Annotated in this window: 15 protein-coding genes and 1 pseudogene; 6 read left to right on the top strand and 10 right to left on the bottom strand. The window is 43.4% G+C overall.

Annotated elements, in window-relative coordinates; translation table 11 throughout:
- Positions 1-138: 138 nt before the first annotated feature.
- From AB6D80_RS20710 to AB6D80_RS20700, 3 genes are all read right to left on the bottom strand, one after another.
- A complete protein-coding gene (locus AB6D80_RS20710; protein WP_372189455.1) occupies positions 139-1,701 on the bottom strand; it encodes a SpoVR family protein in 1,563 nt (520 codons plus the stop codon).
- An 11-nt stretch (positions 1,702-1,712) separates the two neighbouring features.
- Positions 1,713-2,984 (bottom strand): YeaH/YhbH family protein, encoded by a 1,272-nt coding sequence (locus tag AB6D80_RS20705; protein ID WP_372189453.1) that lies wholly within the window; start codon positions 2,982-2,984, stop codon positions 1,713-1,715.
- A 143-nt stretch (positions 2,985-3,127) separates the two neighbouring features.
- Positions 3,128-5,062: a PrkA family serine protein kinase gene (locus tag AB6D80_RS20700; protein WP_372189451.1), complete on the bottom strand. Its 1,935-nt coding sequence runs from the start codon at positions 5,060-5,062 to the stop codon at positions 3,128-3,130.
- 354 nt (positions 5,063-5,416) lie between these two features.
- Between AB6D80_RS20700 and AB6D80_RS20695 the strand changes: the two genes are divergently transcribed.
- Positions 5,417-6,172, top strand: a complete 756-nt coding sequence (locus AB6D80_RS20695) for a MipA/OmpV family protein (RefSeq protein WP_012603587.1) — start codon at positions 5,417-5,419, stop codon at positions 6,170-6,172.
- A 109-nt stretch (positions 6,173-6,281) separates the two neighbouring features.
- Here AB6D80_RS20695 and AB6D80_RS20690 read toward each other — a convergent pair whose 3' ends face one another.
- The 5 genes from AB6D80_RS20690 to AB6D80_RS20670 form a co-directional block, all read right to left on the bottom strand.
- Positions 6,282-6,782, bottom strand: coding sequence for a YfbU family protein (locus AB6D80_RS20690; protein WP_009846313.1), 501 nt, complete (start codon positions 6,780-6,782; stop codon positions 6,282-6,284).
- Positions 6,783-7,003: 221 nt separating this feature from the next.
- The gene (gene pflA / locus AB6D80_RS20685; RefSeq protein WP_009846312.1) at positions 7,004-7,744 is read right to left on the bottom strand and encodes a pyruvate formate lyase 1-activating protein; all 741 of its coding nucleotides are present in this window, start codon (positions 7,742-7,744) and stop codon (positions 7,004-7,006) included.
- 163 nt (positions 7,745-7,907) lie between these two features.
- Positions 7,908-8,909 (bottom strand): lipid A deacylase LpxR family protein, encoded by a 1,002-nt coding sequence (locus tag AB6D80_RS20680; protein ID WP_017102806.1) that lies wholly within the window; start codon positions 8,907-8,909, stop codon positions 7,908-7,910.
- 201 nt (positions 8,910-9,110) lie between these two features.
- The gene (gene pflB / locus AB6D80_RS20675) at positions 9,111-11,387 is read right to left on the bottom strand and encodes a formate C-acetyltransferase (protein ID WP_017102065.1); all 2,277 of its coding nucleotides are present in this window, start codon (positions 11,385-11,387) and stop codon (positions 9,111-9,113) included.
- A 307-nt stretch (positions 11,388-11,694) separates the two neighbouring features.
- Entirely contained in the window at positions 11,695-13,236 is a 1,542-nt protein-coding gene (locus AB6D80_RS20670) for a DUF3360 family protein (RefSeq protein WP_009846317.1), read from the bottom strand.
- Positions 13,237-14,025: 789 nt separating this feature from the next.
- Here AB6D80_RS20670 and AB6D80_RS20665 point away from each other — a divergent pair.
- The 5 genes from AB6D80_RS20665 to AB6D80_RS20645 all read left to right on the top strand — a co-directional run bounded on the left by AB6D80_RS20665 (position 14,026) and on the right by AB6D80_RS20645 (position 20,138).
- Positions 14,026-14,796: an ABC transporter ATP-binding protein gene (locus tag AB6D80_RS20665; RefSeq protein ID WP_004736532.1), complete on the top strand. Its 771-nt coding sequence runs from the start codon at positions 14,026-14,028 to the stop codon at positions 14,794-14,796.
- Positions 14,797-14,932: 136 nt separating this feature from the next.
- Positions 14,933-15,703, top strand: a complete 771-nt coding sequence (locus AB6D80_RS20660; RefSeq protein WP_009846319.1) for an ABC transporter substrate-binding protein — start codon at positions 14,933-14,935, stop codon at positions 15,701-15,703.
- A gap of 79 nt (positions 15,704-15,782) precedes the next feature.
- Complete coding sequence (locus AB6D80_RS20655) at positions 15,783-16,523, top strand: ABC transporter permease (RefSeq protein ID WP_012603591.1); 741 nt, start codon at positions 15,783-15,785, stop codon at positions 16,521-16,523.
- Between the two features lie 2 nt (positions 16,524-16,525).
- Entirely contained in the window at positions 16,526-17,203 is a 678-nt protein-coding gene (locus AB6D80_RS20650; RefSeq protein ID WP_017097697.1) for an ABC transporter permease, read from the top strand.
- Between the two features lie 199 nt (positions 17,204-17,402).
- Positions 17,403-20,138 (top strand): ImpA family metalloprotease, encoded by a 2,736-nt coding sequence (locus AB6D80_RS20645; protein WP_372031949.1) that lies wholly within the window; start codon positions 17,403-17,405, stop codon positions 20,136-20,138.
- A gap of 90 nt (positions 20,139-20,228) precedes the next feature.
- Here AB6D80_RS20645 and xthA read toward each other — a convergent pair whose 3' ends face one another.
- Positions 20,229-21,035, bottom strand: coding sequence for an exodeoxyribonuclease III (xthA, locus tag AB6D80_RS20640; protein ID WP_012603593.1), 807 nt, complete (start codon positions 21,033-21,035; stop codon positions 20,229-20,231).
- Positions 21,036-21,204: 169 nt separating this feature from the next.
- A pseudogene (locus AB6D80_RS20635) lies at positions 21,205-22,929 on the bottom strand (S9 family peptidase); the annotation flags it as partial.
- Between the last annotated feature and the right edge of the window lie 54 nt (positions 22,930-22,983).

Here is a 22,983-nt window from a genome sequence, read left to right as displayed (position 1 = left end):
CTTCTTCTTGAAGATAAAAGCGGCTTTCCCCGGAAAGCCGCGATGAACCTTTTTTATTGCTCCACTTCCGAGCGGGTGACCACTATGTTGTAGGGGGAGCGGAGTTTTATACCAAGCACTGACTTACTGTGATTGATATTAAATCTTGGCTCCATAATCATTACGTTTTGGACAAGTAGTCAGAATCTCTCTATGACCCGTATCTTTGAGCTCTTCCAAAATTACATCAAAGCCCCATAAGCGATAGAGATGTTTCATCACTTCGTCGTAGCCTTTATCAAGCGGTATACGGCCGTGAGGCACATACTGCAGTGTCATCGAGCGATCACCACGAACATCGACGTTAAACACCTGAATATTCGGCTCAAGGTTACTTAGGTTGTATTGCGCCGCAAGCTTTTCACGAATCAAGCGATAGCCTGGGTCATCGTGAATAGCGCTTATCTCAATGGTGTTTTTGCGGTCGTCGTCGAGCACAGAAAATAGTTTAAAGTCTCGAATGATCTTTGGTGAGAGGTATTGGCTGATGAAGCTTTCATCTTTGAAATTGTGCATGGCAAAGTGCACCGCTTCTAACCAATCACTTCCGGCTAACTCAGGGAACCACTCTTTGTCTTCATCGGTTGGTTCTTCACAGATACGTCGGATGTCTCTAAACATCGCAAAGCCAAGCGCATAAGGGTTTATCCCGCTGAAATAAGGGCTGTTGTAGGCGGGCTGTGCGACCACGCTGGTGTGGCTGTGTAGGAATTCTAATATGAACTTGTCACTCACCAAGCCTTCGTCGTAAAGGTGGTTAAGAATGGTGTAGTGCCAGAAGGTTGCCCAGCCTTCGTTCATTACTTGAGTTTGCTTTTGAGGGTAGAAGTATTGGCTCACCTTGCGAACAATGCGAACACACTCACGCTGCCAAGGTTCAAGTAGTGGTGCGTTCTTCTCGATAAAGTAGAGAATGTTTTCTTGAGGTTCGCTAGGAAAGCGGATTTTGGTCTCTTTTTCCTTGTCTTGATTTTTAGGCACAGTTCTCCACAGCTCATTGACTTGAGATTGCAGATACGCTTCACGTTCTTCTTGCCTTGCTGTCTCTTCAGCTATGGAAATCTTCTCAGGGCGTTTGTATCTATCTACGCCGTAATTCATGAGAGCATGACAAGAATCGAGAAGTTTCTCGACTTCAGCCACACCATACTTTTCTTCGCAATCGGTAATGTATTTTTTCGCGAACAATAGATAGTCGATAATCGAGCTTGCATCAGTCCAAGTTTGGAACAGGTAATTACCCTTAAAGAACGAGTTATGGCCGTAACAGGCATGCGCCATTACCAACGCTTGCATCGTGACCGTGTTCTCTTCCATTAAGTAAGCGATACACGGATCTGAGTTGATCACGATTTCGTACGCTAAGCCCATTTGGCCGTGTTTGTAGTTTTGCTCTGTCTGGATGAACTTCTTACCAAAAGACCAGTGGTTGTAATTGATGGGCATACCAATACTGGAGTAAGCATCCATCATCTGCTCAGAGGTAATCACTTCAATCTGGTTCGGGTAAGTGTCTAAACGGTAATGCTGCGCCACACGCTTAATTTCTACGTGATATTGTTCCAAGAGGTTGAACGTCCAATCTGGACCATCAGGCAGCATCTTGTCGTTTTTCTTCTGTGCAGATTTGTCTTTCTCTGCAACGTTTGATTTCGCTGTCATGGCAAACTCCCTTACGCAGTCTCTTTCTGGAACAGTTCTCTAAACACAGGAAAAATATCATCCACCGTTTTAATGTTCTTCATGGCGAAGTTATCGAAGCTCGCTTCTAGCTTCTCGTACTCGTGCCAAAGCGTTTGGTGTGAACGGCGCGTAATCTCGATGTAAGAGTAATATTGGCAAGTCGGCAATAGCGTATTGACCAACAGTTCTTTACAGCGAGGTGAGTCATCCGCCCAGTTATCTCCATCAGAAGCTTGTGCTGCGTAGATATTCCACTCATTAGCAGGATAACGATCTGCGACAATTTCTTTCATTAGTTTCAGTGCACTAGAAACGATCGTGCCGCCAGTTTCTTGTGAATAGAAGAACTCATGTTCGTCAACTTCTTTAGCCTGAGTATGGTGACGAATAAACACAACATCGACGTTTTCATATGTGCGATTGAGGAATAAGTAAAGCAGTACGTAGAAGCGTTTTGCGATGTCCTTGGTGGCTTGATCCATTGAGCCAGATACATCCATTAGACAGAACATAACGGCTTGGCTAGATGGAATAGGGCGCTTCTCGTAGTTTTTAAAACGCAGGTCGAAGGTGTCAATGAACGGCACGCTTTCAATTTTTTTACGTAACTCAGCAATCTCTTCTTTCAAGCGACTCTCTTCGAAAGGTTGTGCTGGTTCTGTCATTTTTACTTGGTCAAGTTGCTCCATCAGTATGTTGAGCTCGCGCTTTTTACCTGCTGTCATCGCGGTTCTACGAGCCAGAGATTGTTGCAGTGAACGAACGATAGCGATGTTAGACGGAATCCCCGCGCTTTGGTAACCAGAACGGTGTGTTTTCCATTCAGTGATTTTGTTGACCTGATTTTTCTCTAGATTAGGCAGAGCTAAATCTTCAAAGAGAATATCAAGATATTCATCTTTTGAAATTTGGAAGGTAAATTCATCTTGGCCTTCGCCATCAGGGCTTGCGTCACCCTGGACTGAGCCACCACCTTGACCGCCACCTTTAGGACGTTCAATTTTATCGCCCGTGATGAACTGGTCATTACCTGGGTGAACGCGTTCTCTTACGCCGCCTTGACCTTGGTGAAAGCTTGGCTCTTTGATGTCTTTATGAGGAATAGTGACGTCTTCACCGGTTTCAGTATTGGTGATTGAGCGTCGGTTGACTGCATCGGCCACAGATTCTTTGATTTGCTCTTTATGGCGTCGTAAGAAACGCTGTCTATTCACAGCACTCTTATTCTTGCCATTGAGCCTCCGATCGATAAATTGTGCCATAAGAACTCCCTCTCAGCTGATGTTGCGATCCTACTTTTTATTCGGGTATAAGAGTTATTAGTTTACTAAAGCTATTCGTTCGTTAGGGTATAAAGTTATTGGTTTGTACGAGCTGCCCAATTGAGCAGCTCAATACAGTTTGGTTATGAGGATTTACGAACTCTTAGGTACCACTCAGATAGCAGTCTCACTTGTTTCTCGGTGTAGCCTTTTTCCATCATACGAGCAACGAAGTCGTCGTGTTTTTTCTGATCATCCGTTGAGGTCTTAGCATTGAACGAAATAACAGGAAGTAGCTCTTCTGTGTTAGAGAACATTTTCTTCTCAATTACAGTGCGCAGTTTCTCGTAGCTCGTCCAAACTGGGTTTTGACCGTTATTGTTGGCTTTGGCACGAAGCACGAAGTTCACAATCTCATTTCGGAAGTCTTTAGGGTTACTGATCCCAGCTGTTTTCTCGATTTTTTCTAGTTCACCATTCAGAGAAGCACGGTCAAATAGCTGTCCTGTTTCTGGATCGCGGTACTCTTGGTCTTGAATCCAGAAGTCCGCGTAGGTGACATAGCGGTCGAAGATATTCTGTCCGTACTCAGAGTAAGACTCTAGGTAAGCGGTTTGAATTTCTTTACCAATGAATTCTACGTAACGCGGTACTAGGTATCCTTTCAAGAACTCAAGATACTTCTCAGCGGTTTCTTGAGGGAACTGTTCACGTTCGATTTGTTGTTCAATCACGTAGAACAAGTGAACCGGGTTTGCAGCCACTTCGGCTTGGTCGAAGTTAAATACACGAGACAGGATCTTAAAGGCGAAACGCGTTGATAGCCCAGACATGCCTTCGTCAACACCTGCGTAGTCTCGGTACTCTTGGTAACTCTTCGCTTTTGGATCGGTGTCTTTTAGAGTCTCACCATCGTAAACCCGCATTTTTGAGAATAGAGAAGAGTTTTCAGGCTCTTTCAATCTCGATAGGATGCTGAATTGCGATAGCAGATCGAGTGTGCTTGGCGAACAAGGGGCTTTGGATAGCTCACTGTTCTCAAGCAGTTTTTGATAGATCTTAACTTCTTCAGAGACGCGCAGACAGTAAGGGACTTTTACAATGTACACACGGTCGAGAAAGGCTTCGTTGTTTTTGTTGTTACGGAAGGTCTGCCACTCGGATTCGTTTGAGTGAGCCAGAATCATACCGTCAAATGGCAGTGCAGAAAGTCCTTCAGTACCGTTGAAGTTACCTTCTTGTGTTGCCGTTAGGAGTGGGTGCAAGACTTTGATTGGCGCCTTGAACATCTCTACGAATTCCATCACACCTTGGTTTGCTTTACACAGTGCACCAGAGTAACTGTAGGCATCGGGATCATCTTGAGAGAAGTGCTCAAGCTTACGAATATCGACTTTACCAACCAGAGACGAGATATCTTGGTTGTTCTCATCACCCGGCTCTGTCTTCGCAATCGCAACTTGGTCGAGAATAGAAGGGCGCAGTTTGATGACTTTGAATTTGGAGATGTCACCACCGAAGTCATGGAGGCGTTTTGCTGCCCAAGGTGACATGATAGAGCGTATGTAACGTTTCTCTATTCCGTACTCTTGTTTCAAAAGCTCGCCATCTTCGTTTACGTCAAATAGACAGAAGGGGTGATCATTCACTGGGCTTCGCTCACCATCGGCAGACAGCACATAGATTGGTAGCTTTTGCATCAGTGCTTTGAGTTTTTCAGCAAGGGAAGATTTACCACCGCCCACAGGGCCAAGTAGATAAAGGATTTGCTTACGTTCTTCTAAACCTTGCGCTGCATGTTTTAGATAAGAAACAATCTGTTCAATCGCGTCTTCCATGCCGTAGAAATCTTTAAATTCACTGTAGCGTGAGATGACACGGTTCGAGAAAATACGACTTAGTTGAGGATCTTGAGCAGTGTCAATGACCTCCGGTTCGCCAATGGCGAGTAATAAGCGCTCGGCAGCATTCGCGTAAGCACTTTTATCGTCTTTACACAGCCCTAAGAACTCTTGCAATGTCAGCTCTTCTTCCTTGGCTGCTTCATAACGTGATTGATAGTGGTCAAAAATACTCATAGTCACATTCCCCTTGTTAACCAGTCAAAACTGACGAGCGATTGAAAAATAGGCTCTCCCTACATTTTAAGGTTAGACCCGCTTCGACAATTTTGCTTAACAATTATGTATTTATTTACAATTTTGCGTGTGAAAAACGTAGCGAGCGCAATAGGCAACTTGAGGCGTGTGGAATCGAATTATTTTACATTCGAGCGGACCTAACCGTTTGTTTTGTGATTTTAGGTCGCTTAACAATACTCACACTGGATTTATGTGTATTAGATGTATAACTGAGCTCTATTGATTTTTTGGAATGAAGTACCATATAATGCGCTGCGTTATCCAATGTTGCTCAATAAATAGGTAAATATAGTGAAGAATAATGGGTTAAAAATAGTGGCTATCAGTGTGGCGTTACTGGCTTCGACAGTAACGCATGCAAAAATATCGCAGTGGTCATTGGGCGTTGCCGCCTCTTATTCTCCTGCTGTCTATAAAGAGACGCCGTCAAATCGTACGGTGATCCCCATGATTGGTTATGAAGGTGAGCATTTTTTCATGCGTGGATTCAGTGCTGGTTATCGCTTGCTACCTGCAGGTTCACCACAGAATATTGTGTTTAGAGCGGTTTATGATCCAAGAACATTAAAGCCAAGTGACTCTGATAATGCTGATATCCAGAAGTTAGATGAGCGTAAAGCGTCGGTGTTGGGAGGTGTAAGCTATCAAGTGATTACATTGGTCGGTATGTTTGAAGCGACAGCGGGCTCAGACTTAGGGTTTAGGCACAATGGCATCTATGCAGAAGCGGCATGGCGCCTACCAATTCGTCGTAATGGCTGGGCGATTACACCATCTATTGGTTACTCGTATAACAGTAAGCGTTTGAATAATCACCTGTACGGAGTGAGTTCATCGGAAGCGGCGAGAACCAATTTAGATGAATTTGACGCTGACTGGGATGGCCAATACTTTATCGGTTTAGGTGGTTATCTGCATGTGACGCCAAATGTTCGAGTAACCGGCGGTGTGCGATATACCAACCTTGAAGGTGATATTGAGAACAGCCCAATACTTGAAAGTGGCATTAACATGGCCGCTAACGTCGGTGTCGCTTATGTATTCTAGGTGCTTTGGCTTATCGCTTTATATATGAATATTAAAAAAGGGTTACTCATGATGAGTAACCCTTTTTTTGAAATTTTATAAGCCTAGTTAAAGCTAATCTTCTAATGCACTAAGCACTAAATATTTGAGATAGCTCTGTCGCACATAGGTGGTACTGACGAGGGCAGTTACGCCACGTTGTTAGCATGCGACGGTACTTTTCTAACATTGGCATTTGACTATTGAAGTGGTGATCTGCTTTGTCAAATTGAGGGTAAAGTCCTTCAGAATCAACAAGGAAACGCACGTAATGTACGATTTGTGCTTCAGAAGCGATATCGAAACCTAGGAATTGTAGACGACGTTGGTCGACTTCCGCACGCTCTTGATCTGCAAGCATTTTATTCGACTCTTGCATCGCATGGTACATCTCCATAATGTCGATAATTTCGCGACATTCTGCTTCAGTTAAACAACCAAATTCTTTGTTAAGCTCACGCATTTGGAGTTCGTAACCACGTTCTACAATCGTTTGTAGACGCTGGTATTTAGCTGAGTTCTCAGGATCCATTTGAGACATTAGGTAGTATTGATTTGATAGAATTAGACGCTGAGCATTGGTCATTTCCATGGGAGGAACCTCACTAAAAAACTAAATGTTATATTATTTTGTTGCAGTAAGAGTAACAGCATTCCTAAGAGTGGAAACATGATCTCAACACGGATTTAATATGATTTTTTGAATTGATAAACAAAAGTTGTAAAGAAAAGTGAAAGGATTGTTTTAACCAAAAAAGAAAACGCCCCAATCGAAATTGAGGCGTTTGAAATCACTATTAACGTAAGTCTAAATTAGTATTTTACGTTTGAATGGTATTGACTGAGGATAGCAACAATCTCGTCCATTTTTTCTTTGCTTGGCGGATTTGTACCTTCAAGAGGGTAGTCGTGACCCAATGCTTCCCACTTATGAGCACCTAGCTTGTGGTATGGAAGCAGTTCTACTTTTTCGATGTTATCCATGTCCTTAATGAATTCACCCAGAAGATGCGCATCTTCTGGCGTATCTGTGTAGCCAGGAACAATCACATAACGAATCCACGTCTTCTTACCTATTTTGTGTAGGTAGCGTGCAAAATCCAGAGTACGTCGGTTGGATACACCAATGAAATCGTGGTGAATTTCATCTCGCATATGTTTAAGATCCAGCATTACCAGATCAGAGGCTTCTAGTACTTCATCGACCACTTCAGTGTGTTTACGAATATAGCCATTAGTATCAAGACAAGTGTGGATGCCTTCAGCTTGAGCCGCGCGGAAAAAATCACGAACAAACTCAGGTTGTAGCATCGCTTCGCCACCTGAACAGGTGATACCACCGCCAGAGGCTTTCATGAAATGACGGTATGATTTTGCTTCGTTAATGATCTCTTCGACCGTTACTTCCTTTCCGTCATGAAGATCCCATGTATCGCGATTATGGCAGTACATACAACGCATTAAGCAGCCTTGAAGAAACACAATAAAGCGGATACCAGGGCCATCGACAGTACCACAAGATTCGAATGAGTGAATGCGACCAGTTGTAGACATGAGCTATTCTCGTATAGGAATTTATACCGTTTATTTTATTACAAAAACGGTACATAAAATAGGGTCAAATAGTAACTAGGTCTTTAAAAATAAAGGCAATCACCTGTGAAGATGATTGCCTTTATTTAACTTGAAAAGCAGGCGGTGAAAGCCTTTTCTATGGCTAGAAGAAAGCAAACATAGTGATGCCACCAGTACCGTACACTGACTTTGTTGCTTCTTGGTAATCGGGTGTTTTTGCGGTAAGTGCGAAAGAAGCACCAACGTATCGGTTATACCAAGCAACACCAAGTACGGCTGTCGCTTGAATGTTTTCTAAAGTCACATCGTAGATCGCAGGATCTTTGTCATTTTTCTTTGCATAATCATTAACACCGGAACGATCCTCTTCGACAGTCAGGTCATTAAATCGGTAACGCCCTTCAAGACCTGCGTAAGTAAACCAACCTGTATTTGAAGCACCTATCATGCCTGCTTTGAATGGGTTTTCTGTGCTGATGTTCGCTGCGCCAAAGTTGCCGCCCAAGTCAGTACCCCAACGGAACATAAATCCAGTAGAAATGTCGCTTCTAAAATTACCAACGTTGATCTCTGATACGTTAGATATCTCGAAGTCAGTATTCGCTAATGCTTGATTACGCATTAGGTTGAAATGACTTAAGTAACCAAGGCTACCTGCGTACTCATCATCAACTTGATACTTCCAACCCATAGGTTCGTCTGATTTAGTGATTGAGTGAACCAGTTTTTGAGCGTCTTCGGAAAGTGCTCGCTCGCCTGTAGTACCAAACGTGATGTTAAAACGCTGGGCTTGTTGTGGGTTCAAGCTGATGTAGTTGAATTCTGTATGTAGGTAACCTGCGTATGGACGATCATTGGCTGATGGTTTTTCTAATTCAATGTCAGAAGGCGTGTACATCTTGTGACCAATGGTGATTTCCCACTTATCTAAAGAGCTTGCGCCCCAATAGGAAAGGCTCAATGGTTTTACCCAAGCGTATGGCGTAATACTTGACGATGTGTAACCCAGAAATAAACCGTTGGTATAGTCTTGGTCGACACCAAAGATACCATCGTTGTCTAACGCAAAAGTTAACGTAGAGCGTTCAGATGCCAGTGATGAACAAGAGAGGAGAATCAGTGGTAAATAACGAAGGTATTTCATGTAGCGGTTACTCTAAAATGATGAACAGAAATAGTACCGTAGTTTGAGTCGGTTTGTAGAAAAAAAGTGAATGCGAGTGTGCTTTTTGTGGCCAATCTAATCTTTCTAAGGGGAGGGGGCATTGATGAGATTTAGGGTAGATATAAAAAAGCCCCGCACATTGGCGAGGCTAATAGTTTTTACTGTCTATTGAGCGTGAGCTTATAGAGACTCAGTAAATGTACGTGCGATTACGTCAGCTTGCTGCTCTGTAGTCAGAGAGTTAAAGCGTACAGCGTAACCAGAAACACGAATCGTTAGCTGAGGGTATTTCTCAGGGTGCTTAACTGCGTCTTCTAGAGTTTCACGGTTAAGAACGTTCACGTTAAGGTGTTGACCACCTTCAATGCCAGCTTCGTGGTGGAAGTAACCATCCATTAGGCCTGCAAGGTTAGCACGTTGGCTATCTTCTTCTTTACCTAGTGCGTTTGGCACGATAGAGAAAGTGTAAGAGATACCATCTTGAGCATCAGCAAACGGTAGTTTACCTACAGACGTTAGTGAAGCTACAGCGCCTTTCTCATCACGACCGTGCATTGGGTTTGCACCAGGAGCGAAAGGAGCGCCAGCACGACGACCGTCTGGAGTGTTACCTGTTTTCTTACCGTATACCACGTTAGACGTGATAGTAAGAACTGACTGTGTAGGGATTGAATCACGGTAAGTCTTAAGCTTACGGATCTTGTTCATGAACGTAGAAACTAGTTCACAAGCGATATCATCTACACGAGAGTCGTTGTTACCGTATTTAGGGTAATCGCCTTCGATTTCGAAGTCAGTTGCAATGCCATCTTCGTCGCGGATTGGTTTAACAGTCGCGAATTTGATTGCAGACAGTGAGTCAGCAGCAACAGACAGACCAGCGATACCACAAGCCATAGTACGACGAACGTCACGGTCATGAAGAGCCATTAGAGACGCTTCGTAGCTGTACTTGTCGTGCATGAAGTGAATGCTGTTTAGAGCTGTCACGTATTGCTTAGCTAACCAATCCATGAATGTGTCTAGGCGATCCATTACGTCATCGTAGTTAAGTACTTCGTCAGTGATCTTGTCTCCAACTGGGCCAACTTGCATTTTAAGCTTCTCATCAACGCCGCCGTTGATTGCGTAAAGCATAGTTTTTGCAAGGTTAGCACGAGCGCCGAAGAACTGCATTTGCTTACCAACGATCATTGGTGATACACAACAAGCGATTGCGTAATCATCAGAACCAAGGTCAGGACGCATTAGGTCATCATTTTCGTACTGGATAGAAGAAGTATCGATAGATACCTTCGCACAGAAACGCTTGAAGCCGTCAGGTAGTTGCTCAGACCAAAGAACAGTGATGTTTGGCTCTGGAGAAGGACCCATAGTGTATAGAGAGTTAAGGAAACGGAAGTTCGAACGCGTTACTAGCGTACGACCATCAACACCCATACCACCCATAGACTCTGTAGCCCAGATTGGGTCGCCAGAGAATAGCTCATCGTACTCAGGAGTACGTAGGAAACGAACCATACGCAGCTTCATTACGAAGTGGTCGATCATCTCTTGTGCTTGGTCTTCTGTGATTTTGCCAGCAGCGATATCACGCTCGATGTAGATGTCTAGGAAAGTCGAAGTACGACCTAGAGACATTGCAGCACCGTTTTGAGATTTAACCGCAGCTAGGTAGCCGAAGTAAGTCCACTGAATAGCTTCTTGAGCAGTTTGAGCTGGCTCAGAGATATCGAAACCGTATTTCTCAGCCATTTGCTTGATTTGACCTAGAGCACGATGTTGCTCAGAGATCTCTTCACGCAATTGCATTGTAGCAGCAAGATCTTCGCCGTTCTCGAAACGCTCTTGTAGAGAAGCGAATTGAGCAGCTTTGTCTTTCATTAGGAAGTTGATACCGTAAAGTGCAACACGACGGTAGTCACCAATGATACGACCACGGCCGTAAGCATCAGGAAGACCAGTCAGAACACCAGACTTACGACATTTTAGGATATCAGGAGTGTAGATATCGAAAACGCCAGCATTGTGTGTTTTGCGGTATTCTGAGTAGATTTTTGAAACCATTGGGTCAAGAGTTTCACCGTATGCTTTACAAGAACCTTCAACCATACGTACACCACCGTTAGGGATGATTGCACGTTTTAGTGGCTTCTCAGTTTGTAGACCAACGATAGTCTCAAGATCTTTCTCAATGTAACCTGCATCGTGAGCAGTAATGGTAGAGATAACAGAAGTATCGAAATCTACAGGTGCTTTAGTTGCGTTTTCCTGTTTGATACCTTCCATTACCGAAGACCAAAGCTTGTTAGTTGCTTCAGTACCCTCAGAAACTAGGAAAGACTCGTCGCCTTCATATGGCGTGTAGTTCTTTTGAATGAAATCACGAACGTTTACTTCGCTTTGCCACTCACCTGCAGCAAAATCTTCCCAAGCTTTAGCAAATTGCTCTGCCATGACATACCTACCTTTTTAGTAGAAAAAATACGTACATTAACACTGTTGAGCCAGCGCCCCTCGTAAGGGTAGTACACTCTTATTAATAACAATATATATGAGCATATGAGCGTCATATGGTTATATATATTGTCACTACCTTTTATATGTTGTCTTTACTCTATGTATTCAAGACTACGCTAAAAAATTTCTGTAAACCTTAAACTAAATCAATAAATGCCAAAAAAAGTTGAAAAAATTTGAGTGGCAGGGGTTGCCACCCAAACTTTTTTTTAATCCCGATACTACTTTTGTGTAGTAATGAGCATTATAGCCAAGCTTTTAGGCCATATTGACTTTCTAGCATACCAACTGCAAGCATTGCTACTAAACAGATAACTAAAACGCCAACTGGGATTACAATCTTGTCTACAAATGATAGACGCTTCGCACGCTCTTTATCACCAATTAGACCGTTGTTATCAAGAAGCATAGTCAGAGCCCATGCTAATACAGGGTTAACAACCGCTGAACCGAAGATACAGATACCAGCTGCTTGAGAATCCTTTGAATCCTTAACCATTTGCATACCCGCTTCAAGTAGAGGTAGAGATACACCTACAAGTAGCGCAACACGCATCACTGGTGGCCATACTGCAACGTCCATTGGGAAACCAAGAATCGCAACAATAATACATAGAGAACCAAGCAAGATTGCGCCGCCAGGAATTGGACGTTTCGCGATTGCTGCTGGGATCATGTAAGTACCCCAAGAAGAAGTGATGTTACCACCACCAACCGCTGTACCCACCATTTGACGAACTGAACACATAGTCATAGTGTCATCAACGTCCATCAGAACTTTTTCAGACTTTTTAGGGTAGTTTAGTTCTTGGAAGATACGGTGACCTAGGAAGTCAGGTGACCACATCGCTACCGCTAGGATTGCAAATGGTAGAGAAGCGATGAAGTGTTCAACGTTTGGCAAGCCAAGCATCCAACCTTCAGAAGTCGAACCCCACCAGTAAACTGGGTTTAGGTTTGGGATACCCATTTCAGTTTCGAATACGATATCGAAACCAGCGCCCAATGCTAATGCAATAGCAAGGCCTGTGAATGCACAAACTGGGATAGCTAACCAACGCTTGTTCACTTTTGCTAAGAAAGCATAGATAGCAATAGTAATAGCAAGAACGATTAAACCAACGTAACCCATGCTACCCGCTTCAACAGTAGAAGATTGAAGACCAACCGCCCATGCTTGAATTGAGTTAATTTGGCTCATGGTGCCTGTTAGGCCTAAGAAAATGAGCAAGCCACCAGCGGTACCTTCCGAAGTCAGGTTAACCAGCTTGGAGCCGCCTTTTAGGAAACTTAGGATTAGACCGAAGACACCGATAAGGATAGCCAATGCAAGAGGGTGAGCACCAGCGAGAGCGATGGTACCAATAAGAGGAATCATTGGGCCGTGGTTACCGGCAAGGTTTGCTTTCGGGTTGAAGAAACCAGAAGCAAGGATACAGAACAGCAGTGCAGGAATCAGCATTTCTACACGAGCAACTTCAATCGCGAAGTCTTTACCTAGGTTTACGTGATCCCAAGCTTGAGTTAGGCCATCAGCCCAAGACATCATTACTGCAGAGTACATCGCGATGATACCGATGGTACCAGCAAGTGCAGGAACAAGATCTTCAAGTTCAAAACGGAAATCACGGCCTGGAAGGTTTAGGCCAAAACGACGAGGCTTCATGATTTGAAGTTCGTGATCTAAGTAATCTGAGCGGCTCTCAAATTCAGAAGCAGGGCGGTGTAGCTCTTTATAGCTTTTCTCTTCTACTTCAGAGTTCGCATTATTCACAACGTCTGACATAGATTCCTCATATTTTTATGTTAGTAATTCTAAAATTGAATTATAAAATTTCGCGTAATTGCGTTATTTCTTAGTTATAACTTATTAATATTATGTTGCACGGTTTTGATGTGCTTTATGCAGCTAAGTTAAAAGAAATGTTTGGCATTTTTAACGCCTTATTCTTTGCTGCTGAGTCTAACAAGCTTACCCTTTAGGGTGATTGATCTTGATCACTTTATGAGTTTATGTGAAAGAAAGCTACAAAACGAAGCGATTCATTAACGTACCGTTGATGAATTGTGTAATTAGTTTTCACAAATTGACGTTAGCTATCTTCTTCATGTCTTGCTCTACATAGCATCAGCCGGATACCTCTTACTTACTGAGTGGTTTCACTATTAGTAACTGGTCTCTTATGCCTATGAAGTTTTAACCACTCAACGACCTTCAAATAACGTTCTCGTATAGTGAGTTTGGTGTACTACTGCGGGTGTTAAATTTTGTTGGCAGCGCAGTTTTTAAGTTCACAAAACGTGTTTTTCTTGTGAGGCACCAAGCTACGAGAATCTCATTTTGATTAACTTTATTTAAACAATGTAAGAGTGGTAATTACGACTTATTGATAGAACTCATTCATTAAATTGAGGTGAAAACGCTACATTTTGCATAATAAGTCAGAGTGAATCGCTATTTATTCCAAATTATTAGGTTAATAATTTGTTGCATGTTATTCCGTGTGGTGCTAGTTTGTATCGCATGAAAAGGTCGGAGTACCTTGCATTTTCACAAACTTGGGAGAGAAAGCGCATGAAAGATGTACCGGCGCTGGACATAAAGGATTTACACAAAACGTTTGGTCAAAATGAAGTTTTAAAGGGAATTTCACTTTCTGCGCATAAAGGCGATGTAGTATCGATTATCGGATCTTCAGGGTCGGGTAAAAGTACTTTCCTTAGATGTATCAACCTTTTAGAGACACCTACTGCTGGCGAGATTTGGGTTAATGGTGAATTAATTCAAATGAAAAACAACCGCCAAGGTGTTTCTGTTCCTGCCAATGAAAAACAAGTACAGCGAATCCGTTCTCGCTTAGCAATGGTTTTTCAGGGTTTCAACCTGTGGTCTCATCTGACCGTTCTCGAAAATGTTATCGAAGCGCCTGTTCACGTCTTAGGTGTACCTAAAGCACAAGCGATTGAAAATGCTGAGCTGCTACTGAAGAAAGTAGGGCTATATGAACGCAAAGATTACTACCCGGGTCATTTATCTGGCGGACAACAACAGCGTGCTGCGATTGCAAGAGCGTTAGCGGTTGATCCTGAAGTAATGCTATTTGATGAACCAACATCGGCACTTGATCCTGAGTTAGTAGGGGAAGTACTTGGTGTAATGCGCGATCTAGCAGAAGAGGGAAGAACCATGCTTGTGGTAACACATGAAATGGCTTTTGCTCGTGACGTATCAAATCATGTGATGTTCTTACATCAAGGCTTGGTGGAAGAACAGGGCGATCCAGCTAAACTGTTTACTGAGCCTGAATCTGAGCGATTACAACAATTTATATCATCGATTTACTAATCAGAATTGAAATGCTGTTGCTAAGGTAAATGGCGACAGTGTTAACAATGAAACACAACAAGTAAGTTAATAAGTAACAACAAACACAATATTAAAATTAGCAAAACATGAAAACCTAAATCACAGGAGTAGGGATATGAAAAAGTGGTTATTAGTCGCGGCACTTGCTGCAACTGCTGCAACGGGCGTAGCTCAAGCAAAAGAATGGAAAACAGTACGTTTCGGTATTGAAGGTGCTTACCCTCCATTTAGCTGGACAGAAGCTGACGGTTCGCTGAAAGGCTTCGATGTCGATATGGCTAACGCGCTTTGTACTGAAATGCAGGTGAAGTGTAAGATCGTTGCACAAGATTGGGATGGTATTATTCCTTCTCTGCTTGCTCGTAAATATGATGCGATCATTGCGGCAATGTCTATCACGGAAGAGCGCAAGAAAAAGATTGATTTCACAGGTAAATACGCACTTATCCCAAACAAGTTCATCGCTAAAAAAGGTGCAGGCCTTAACTTTGATGATCTAAGTGGTCAAAAAATTGCCGTTCAACGTGCAACAACCCACGACAAGTACCTAACAGATAACTACGGCGACACAGTAGAAATCGTTCGTTACGGCTCATTCGACGAAGCCTACCTTGATCTAGCTAACGGTCGTGTTGCTGCTGTACTGGGTGATGCATCTGCTCTAGAAGAAGGCGTACTAAACAAAGCGGGTGGCGAAGACTACGAGTTTGTTGGTCCATCACTAACTGATCCTAAGTGGTTCGGTGAAGGTTTTGGTATTGCTCTACGTAAGCAAGACAAAGATCTGACTAAGCAATTAGATGCTGCAATCCTTTCACTACGTGAAAAAGGCATCTACCAAGATATCGCTGCTAAATACTTCAACTACGACGTATACGGTAAGTAATCTTTAGCGTCACTTCTTAAGGGAGAGGCTCACCTCTCCCTGTCTTACCAACTTTTTCGCAGTTCTGTTGGAATTCATTATGTTTGATTTACAAGGATATGAAGCGTCGATCCTGAAAGGGGCGGTGCTTACAATCGAAGTTGCCTTACTGTCGCTAATTTTAGCTATGGTTCTTGGTATGCTAGGTGCCTTAGCTAAACTCGCGCCTTATCGCTGGGCTCGTGCAATTGCAACCCTCTACACAACCGTTATTCGAGGTATACCCGATCTCGTATTGATGATGCTAATTTTCTTTGGTGGACAAATCCTTTTAAACAACAGTTTGTATTCCATCAATGAGTGGCTCAATGAGTGGTTCACATCAAGTGACCCTAACCACGAATGGACCGCTTACCTACCTGATTATATTGATGTCAGCCCATTCATTGCTGGCGTCTTAACCATTGGATTCATCTTCGGCGCGTACATGGCAGAAACCTTCCGTGGTGCGATAATGGCTGTCGACAGCGGTGAGATGGAAGCGGCAAAGGCCTATGGTATGGGCCCTGTCTTAGCATTCCGTCGTATTCTATTACCGCAAATGATTCGTCACGCATTGCCGGGGTTTGGTAATAACTGGTTGGTTTTACTAAAAACTACCGCGCTGGTTTCTATTATTGGCCTTGAAGACATGGTACGTGTTAGCGCTCTGGCGGCGGGTTCAACCAAAATGCCATTTACCTTCTATATGACGGTGGCAATCATCTTCTTATTCTTCACCAGTGTTTCGACGGGCTTACTTAAGTTGGTTGAACGTAAATTCAGTATCCACGCGAGGTAGTTATGGACTTTTCATTGATAATTGAAAGCCTGCCGATTTACCTTGGTGGTTTGTGGACAACGGCTTGGATGGTTTGTGTCGCTTTGATTGTTGGCTTATTCGTAGCCATACCATTAGCTATCGCTCGCAATAGTCCAAATATGCTGATTAACGCTCCGGCTTGGTCGTTCATTTATTTCTTCCGTGGTACGCCGTTATTGGTGCAGTTGTACCTGATTTACTACGGTATGGACCAATTCTTCCCAGTAAAAGATACACTATGGGAAAACGCGTGGTTCTGTGCTTTAGTTGCGTTTATTCTGAACACATCAGCATATACTGCAGAGATCATTCGTGGTGCTATTAATGGCTTACCGAAAGGTGAGGTTGAAGCCGCGAAAGCGTACGGCATGAGCACACCAAAGACTTACCGCCGCATCATTTTGCCAAGTGCTCTACGTCGTGCATTACCGGCTTACAGTAACGAAGTTATCTTTATGCTTCATGGTTCAGCGGTAGCAGGTATCGTAACCATTATGGATCTAACTGGTGCTGCACGTTTGGTCAACTCTCGTTACTACGCTCCATTCGAGTCTTTCCTAACTGCAGGTCTATTCTACATGGCGCTAACGTTTATCATCATTGCGATTTTCAAATTCGCAGAGAAGCGTTTCCTTGCTTACCTAAGACCGTTAAGTTAACTCTACGATACAGATTTTCTTAGATAAACGGCGCTCTTGTAGCACCGTTTTTAATTTCAATTCAATTGTTCGGGTTCTAATAAGTTTAAGTGGTATTTGTTAAATTCACTCCATAAATCACGAACCCATTAGTCGAATCAATTGACTTCATTAAACCCATAGATATACTTGCTCCAATTTTTTTGAGTGTCGTATAACAATGAAAAAAAACATCTTATCTTTGTGTCTAATTTTGCCGTCGTCTCTACTACTTTCTGCATGTGGTGGTTCTAGTGATTCCGCTCAACCTCCGAGTAAAACGGCGGTACAAAAAGCGCTTGAATCCGGAGATGCATCCCTTGTATCTAATGCCAATGAGTTTATTGACGCCAGCCAAACGCTCGTTGCCCAATACAAATCTGATTACAGTCAAATTAAACAGTCTCTGTCTAAAAATTCAGACGGCACGCCGCTGCGCAATCTTCATTGGGATCCAACACACGATGCCGCGATAATCTTACCAACTTACGGCTTCAACGATGTCATCCTGCAAACCAATAAAGCGATGCAGAGTGGATATACTGACCAAGAGCTTGCGATTGGTATTGCAGGTTATACATCGAGCGGTAGTCGTTACGCTGCGTTAGCAAGTAACCCATTTCGAACTAAGCAACGTTCAACGGATTCAGTCAACGCAGAAATGGAAGTGTGGTTGAAAAACTTGGTGGGTTGGGCATCAGGCACAAGTTCACCTAAGAATGTTGTCTTGGCTCAGATGGATCAGTCTTATTATTTTCCTGATGACAAAGCAACGCGAAACTGGCTAACGAGCAACATCAATCCTTCGATGGTTATCAATGATGATAACGCCTGTGACGGCAGCAAATTAAGCCAATGTATTGAAACGAACAACCCTGATTTATTGATTTTGTCTCAAAAGTTAAATGCTGGTGACGAAATTAACGATGTAATGACGGGGTTACGTTTGGCGTTCAACAAAAAGATTCCCGTGCTGTACTTGCATCTTGATGGCGGTATGACGGACTTAGGCAATGCACTATTTGCAGAAATGCATATGACGTATGTTGGTGATAACTATTGGCGCAGGCTAGGGCTGTCAAATTGGGATTCAACACAACTGATTGATCGCATGCCGGATAATATCGTCAAACAACAAGCACTTTTACAGCGCCTGAAACTCGATAGTTTCACTGTTGACTTGAATTTATGTGATGATAAATCTTGCCCAGATGAGTCCAACATGGATGAAGAGTTCTATAAGGCCACGAACAGTATTCGTTCACACCTAACGACGCTTGATAGCAAAAAAATTGATCTCTTTGCATCCAAGAACTACGAATATGAAAAGCTGTTACTGCTACTTGCTGATCGCTACCGACAAGACGTTAAGTACCCAATGGGTAAAGACGTAACAGATAGAATCGACTTTCTTCGATCGTATTACAGTGATTACGCGACATACAACACTCGACAACATAACGCAGCACAGCCGAGTTTAGGGAACTTCAGCACCAAGAACTTTAAGAATGTTCCTCTCATCACCAAGAATATTACTTTAGAGTCAAAGAGAAACTTCCGTGCGGCGGGTGTATATGCCTTACCGGGTAAGACGATCAAAGTGACGCGATTAGATAACAACAAAGTGGCAACGTCGATTGCCCTTAACACACTACGTAGCGGTGCGACTCATGAGTTTTCGGGTAAAGACGGCTATGCAAGGCCGAAGTTTTTGACTTCGGTAACTTACCCCGTAAAGCATGGAGAAACGATATACCTGACCTCTGCCTATGGCGGGACATTACAAGTTCATTTTGATACCAACGATATCGATGTAGAGCTGCGTTTTGAAAATGTTGCCCAACACCCTGTTTGGCGAAGTAAAGCGGACAACGATAGCTTTGTCGCGCAGCTCGAAGAAGGTAACTTTGACTGGGCTGAGTTGGTGACTCCCGGATTTGAAGTTCACTCTAAACTAGACAAGATGAAAGAGTCTATCGGAGCCTCTGATTGGGCACAGCCGCATGATATGGCTCTCGCCACAGAGCGTTACGTACACAACCTTCCTCATGCACTTGCGGGTTTCAAAGGGCCAGGAATTGATGAAATTGCTGAAATACACCAATACGGAGAGGCAAAGGGTTGGGAAATTGCGAACATTGATATTGTAAAGCACATGAATGCCGATCAAGCGACTTGTGGTTATGGTTGTTCAGGGAATCCTTACGATGCTTATTGGTCTTTTCATCCTCTAGGGCATGGTGATTTGCACGAGCTTGGTCATGGACTGGAAAGAGGACGTTTTAGATTCGCTGGATGGGAAGGCCACTCAACAACCAACTATTATTCGTATTTTAGTAAATCAAAGTATTACAAAGACACGGCAAAGGTATCGTCTTGCCAAAGCTTAGACTTTAAAGGGCAGTATCAACTTTTACAGCAGAGCCGAACTCAACCAGATCCAAACGCTTTTATGGCGGCTCAAAATCAAACGGGTTGGAGTTGGGGGGCTCGTATGTTCATTCAAATGATGATGTTGACAGAGCAGCAAGGTGTGTTGAATTCAGGTTGGCATTTGCTAGGGCGCTTACACTTGATTGAACGCGAGTTTAATCGCTTGAAAGCCAGTGATACTCTTTGGAATAACGGTAAAGGCTCGATTGGCTTTTCAGATTACACTAAACAGGAAGCCGAAGGCATCACCAACAATGACTGGTTACTTATCGCATTAAGCTACGTAGCAGAAAGGGATATGAAGCAATACTTAGATATGTGGGGATTCAGTTTCAGTGATAAAGCGAAGCAACAAGTCACCGCTCTTAGTCTAAGTAACATGCCTTTGACATATTTTGCATCGTCTAATCAAGGCTATTGCTTAGATGAATTTGCTAAGACGCCGTTAGATGTTGACGGCACGACCGCTTGGCCGCTTAATTAGGTATATGGCAGATAGAGTCACGAATAAAAAAGAGAGGAGATATTAACTCCTCTCTTTTTTATATGGCTAAGTTTTGTTACCTAAAAGTAACTACTTAAACGTCGACCAAATCGGCGCGTGGTCTGACGGTTTTTCAATGCCGCGTAGCTCGTAGTCGATGCCCGCTTCAGTACATTTATCAGCAAGCTTCTGAGTCGCAAGTACCACATCAATGCGCAGGCCGCGGTTGTCCACGAAGCCTTTTGAGCGGTAATCAAACCATGAGTATTGATCGTTCACTTCAGGGTGTAGTAAACGGAAGCTGTCCACAAAACCCCAATCCATCAATGTTTTCAACCATTCGCGTTCTTCTGGTTGGAAAGAACATTTACCGGTTTTCAACCAACGTTTCGCATTAGGTTCACCAATGCCGATATCAATATCGGTAGGGCTGATATTAATGTCTCCCATTACGATCACTTGTTCATCTTTGTTGTGGTAATCGTTCAGGTACGTCATTAAGTCTTTGTAGAACTGGCGCTTGTACGGGTATTTGGTTTCATGCTTAATGTTGTCGCCTTGAGGGAAGTAACCATTTAGCACAGTGACCTTCTCACCGTGTTCATCTTCAAACGTCGCCATGATCATGCGTTTTTGATGGTCTTCGTTGTCTGTAGGAAAGCCTTTTTGTACCGAAATTGGCTCTTGCTTACAAAGCATCGCCACACCGTAGTGAGCCTTTTGACCGTGGAAGTAGACCTTGTAACCCATAGCTTCAACATCGGCTAGTGGGAAGGCTTCATCGTGCACTTTGATCTCTTGTAGACCAATCACATCAGGTTGGTGCTTATCGATAATAGCTTGAAGCTGATGAAGACGGGCTCTAAGGCCATTGATGTTGAAGCTAATTACTTTCATTTGTTTTTATACCTCTCGTAAACCCTTGTGATTGCTTGCTTTTCAAGGGCTTGCTGATTTGGTGGGTTTCATGATTAATCGTATTTAAGCATGCTTAATAATTTCTGTCGCCATTTTGTCGCCCCTAAATGGCGACAAAATGGTGTGAATACTCACTTTTACGCAGAATCTACTGAGTCTTTAGCAAGTCTAAAAAGAACGCGTATTCAAGTGCGTCTTCTTTTAATCGCTTAAATCGACCAGAAGCCCCACCGTGACCAGCTTCCATATCGGTTTTGAACAGCAGCACGTTGTTGTTTGTTTTCATCTCACGCAGCTTCGCCACCCACTTCATGGGTTCAAAGTATTGTACTTGTGAGTCATGCAAGCCTGTTGTTACCAACATGTTCGGGTAGCTTTGAGCCTTCACATTGTCATATGGTGAGTAACCTAGCATGTAATCGTAATAGGTTTTATCGTTCGGGTTGCCCCATTCATCATACTCGTTGGTGGTGAGAGGAATCGATTCGTCAAGCATGGTTGTGACAACGTCTACAAACGGAACATGTGCTCCGATGCCACGGTACAGTTCTGGTGCTTGGTTGATGATTGCGCCCATCAATAGACCGCCAGCAGAACCACCAACGGCGAACACTTTATCTTGTGCGCCGTAGCCTTCTTCAACCAGCCCTTTGGTTACATCGATAAAGTCGTTGAACGTGTTTTGCTTGGTTAGCTTTTTGCCGCCCTCATACCAAGGGCGACCAAGCATCTCTGAACCTCGAATATGTGCGATCGCATAGACGAATCCGCGATCAAGTAAGCTGAGACGAGCCGAGCCAAAGGTTGGTTCGATAGTGTGGCCGTAAGAGCCATAGCCGTATTGGTAGATTGGGTTAGTGCCGTCTTTCTTGAATAAGTCTTTACGATAAACCAGAGAGACAGGTACTTGCTTACCATCGCGAGCCGTTACCATAATTCGCTCTGATTGGTAGTTATCCGCTTCGAAATCACCCAATACAGGTGTTTGTTTCATGACTTCGGATTCTCCTGAACTTAGGTCGAAATCATAGTAAGTACCTGGTGTGGTTAAGCTGCTGTAATAGACGCGAACTTTTGAGTTATCTAATTCATAGTTACTTGTTAAGTAAGCAGCAAAAGCAGTGTCGTTAAATTCAAGTGGGAACTCTTTCCCTGTTGAGAGTTGACGAACTTTCACAGTAGACAAGCCATTCGCACGTTGCTCGTAAACCAGATGGTCATCAAACAGCTCGAAGTCAACAAGCTGAGTATTCTCGTCAGCAGGAATGATATCGACCCATTTAGAGCGGTCATGCATCTCTTCAGCAGTGACTTTCATTAAACGGAAGTTGACTGCTTGGTAGTTGGTGTAGATGTAGTACCAATCACCTAGCTTAGCGATGCTGTACTCGATACCCGTTTCTCGTGGGTAGAAAGCTTCAGCTTTAGCGTTTGGATTGTTGGCATCTATGACTGAAACACCGCTAGTTTCTGTACTCGAGTGCCAAATGTAGACCTGTTCACCATCTTTGCTTTTGCTCAAAGAGGTGTAGTAAGCGCTGTCGGTTTCTTCGTAGATTAACTCATCGCTTGTCTGAGGTGTGCCCAAAACGTGACGGTAAACTTGATAACCAAGTAATGTTTGTGGATCTTTTTTGATGTAGTAAAAGGCTTGGTTGTCGTTTTGCCATGCAATCGCGCTCGAAGCCCCTTCAATTTCATCTGTTAGGTATTCACCTGTCGTGAGGTCTTTAATCTTGATGGTGTAAATACGGCGGCTCAGCGTGTCTTCGCCATAGGCCAACAAGTTTTCGCTTGGGCTGATCGTTAAGCCACCAATACTGAAAAATTCATGGTCTTTTGCTAGTTCGTTAATATCTAAGATGACTTGCTTGCCCTATCTGGCAGGGTAGTTGTCACTGTTAAAATTTAACCAGTTTGGGCGATA

The organism is Vibrio sp. 10N.247.310.17, from assembly GCF_041466605.1.
Taxonomy (GTDB): domain Bacteria; phylum Pseudomonadota; class Gammaproteobacteria; order Enterobacterales; family Vibrionaceae; genus Vibrio; species Vibrio tasmaniensis_A.
This window is presented reverse-complemented; position numbering and strand designations above follow the sequence as displayed.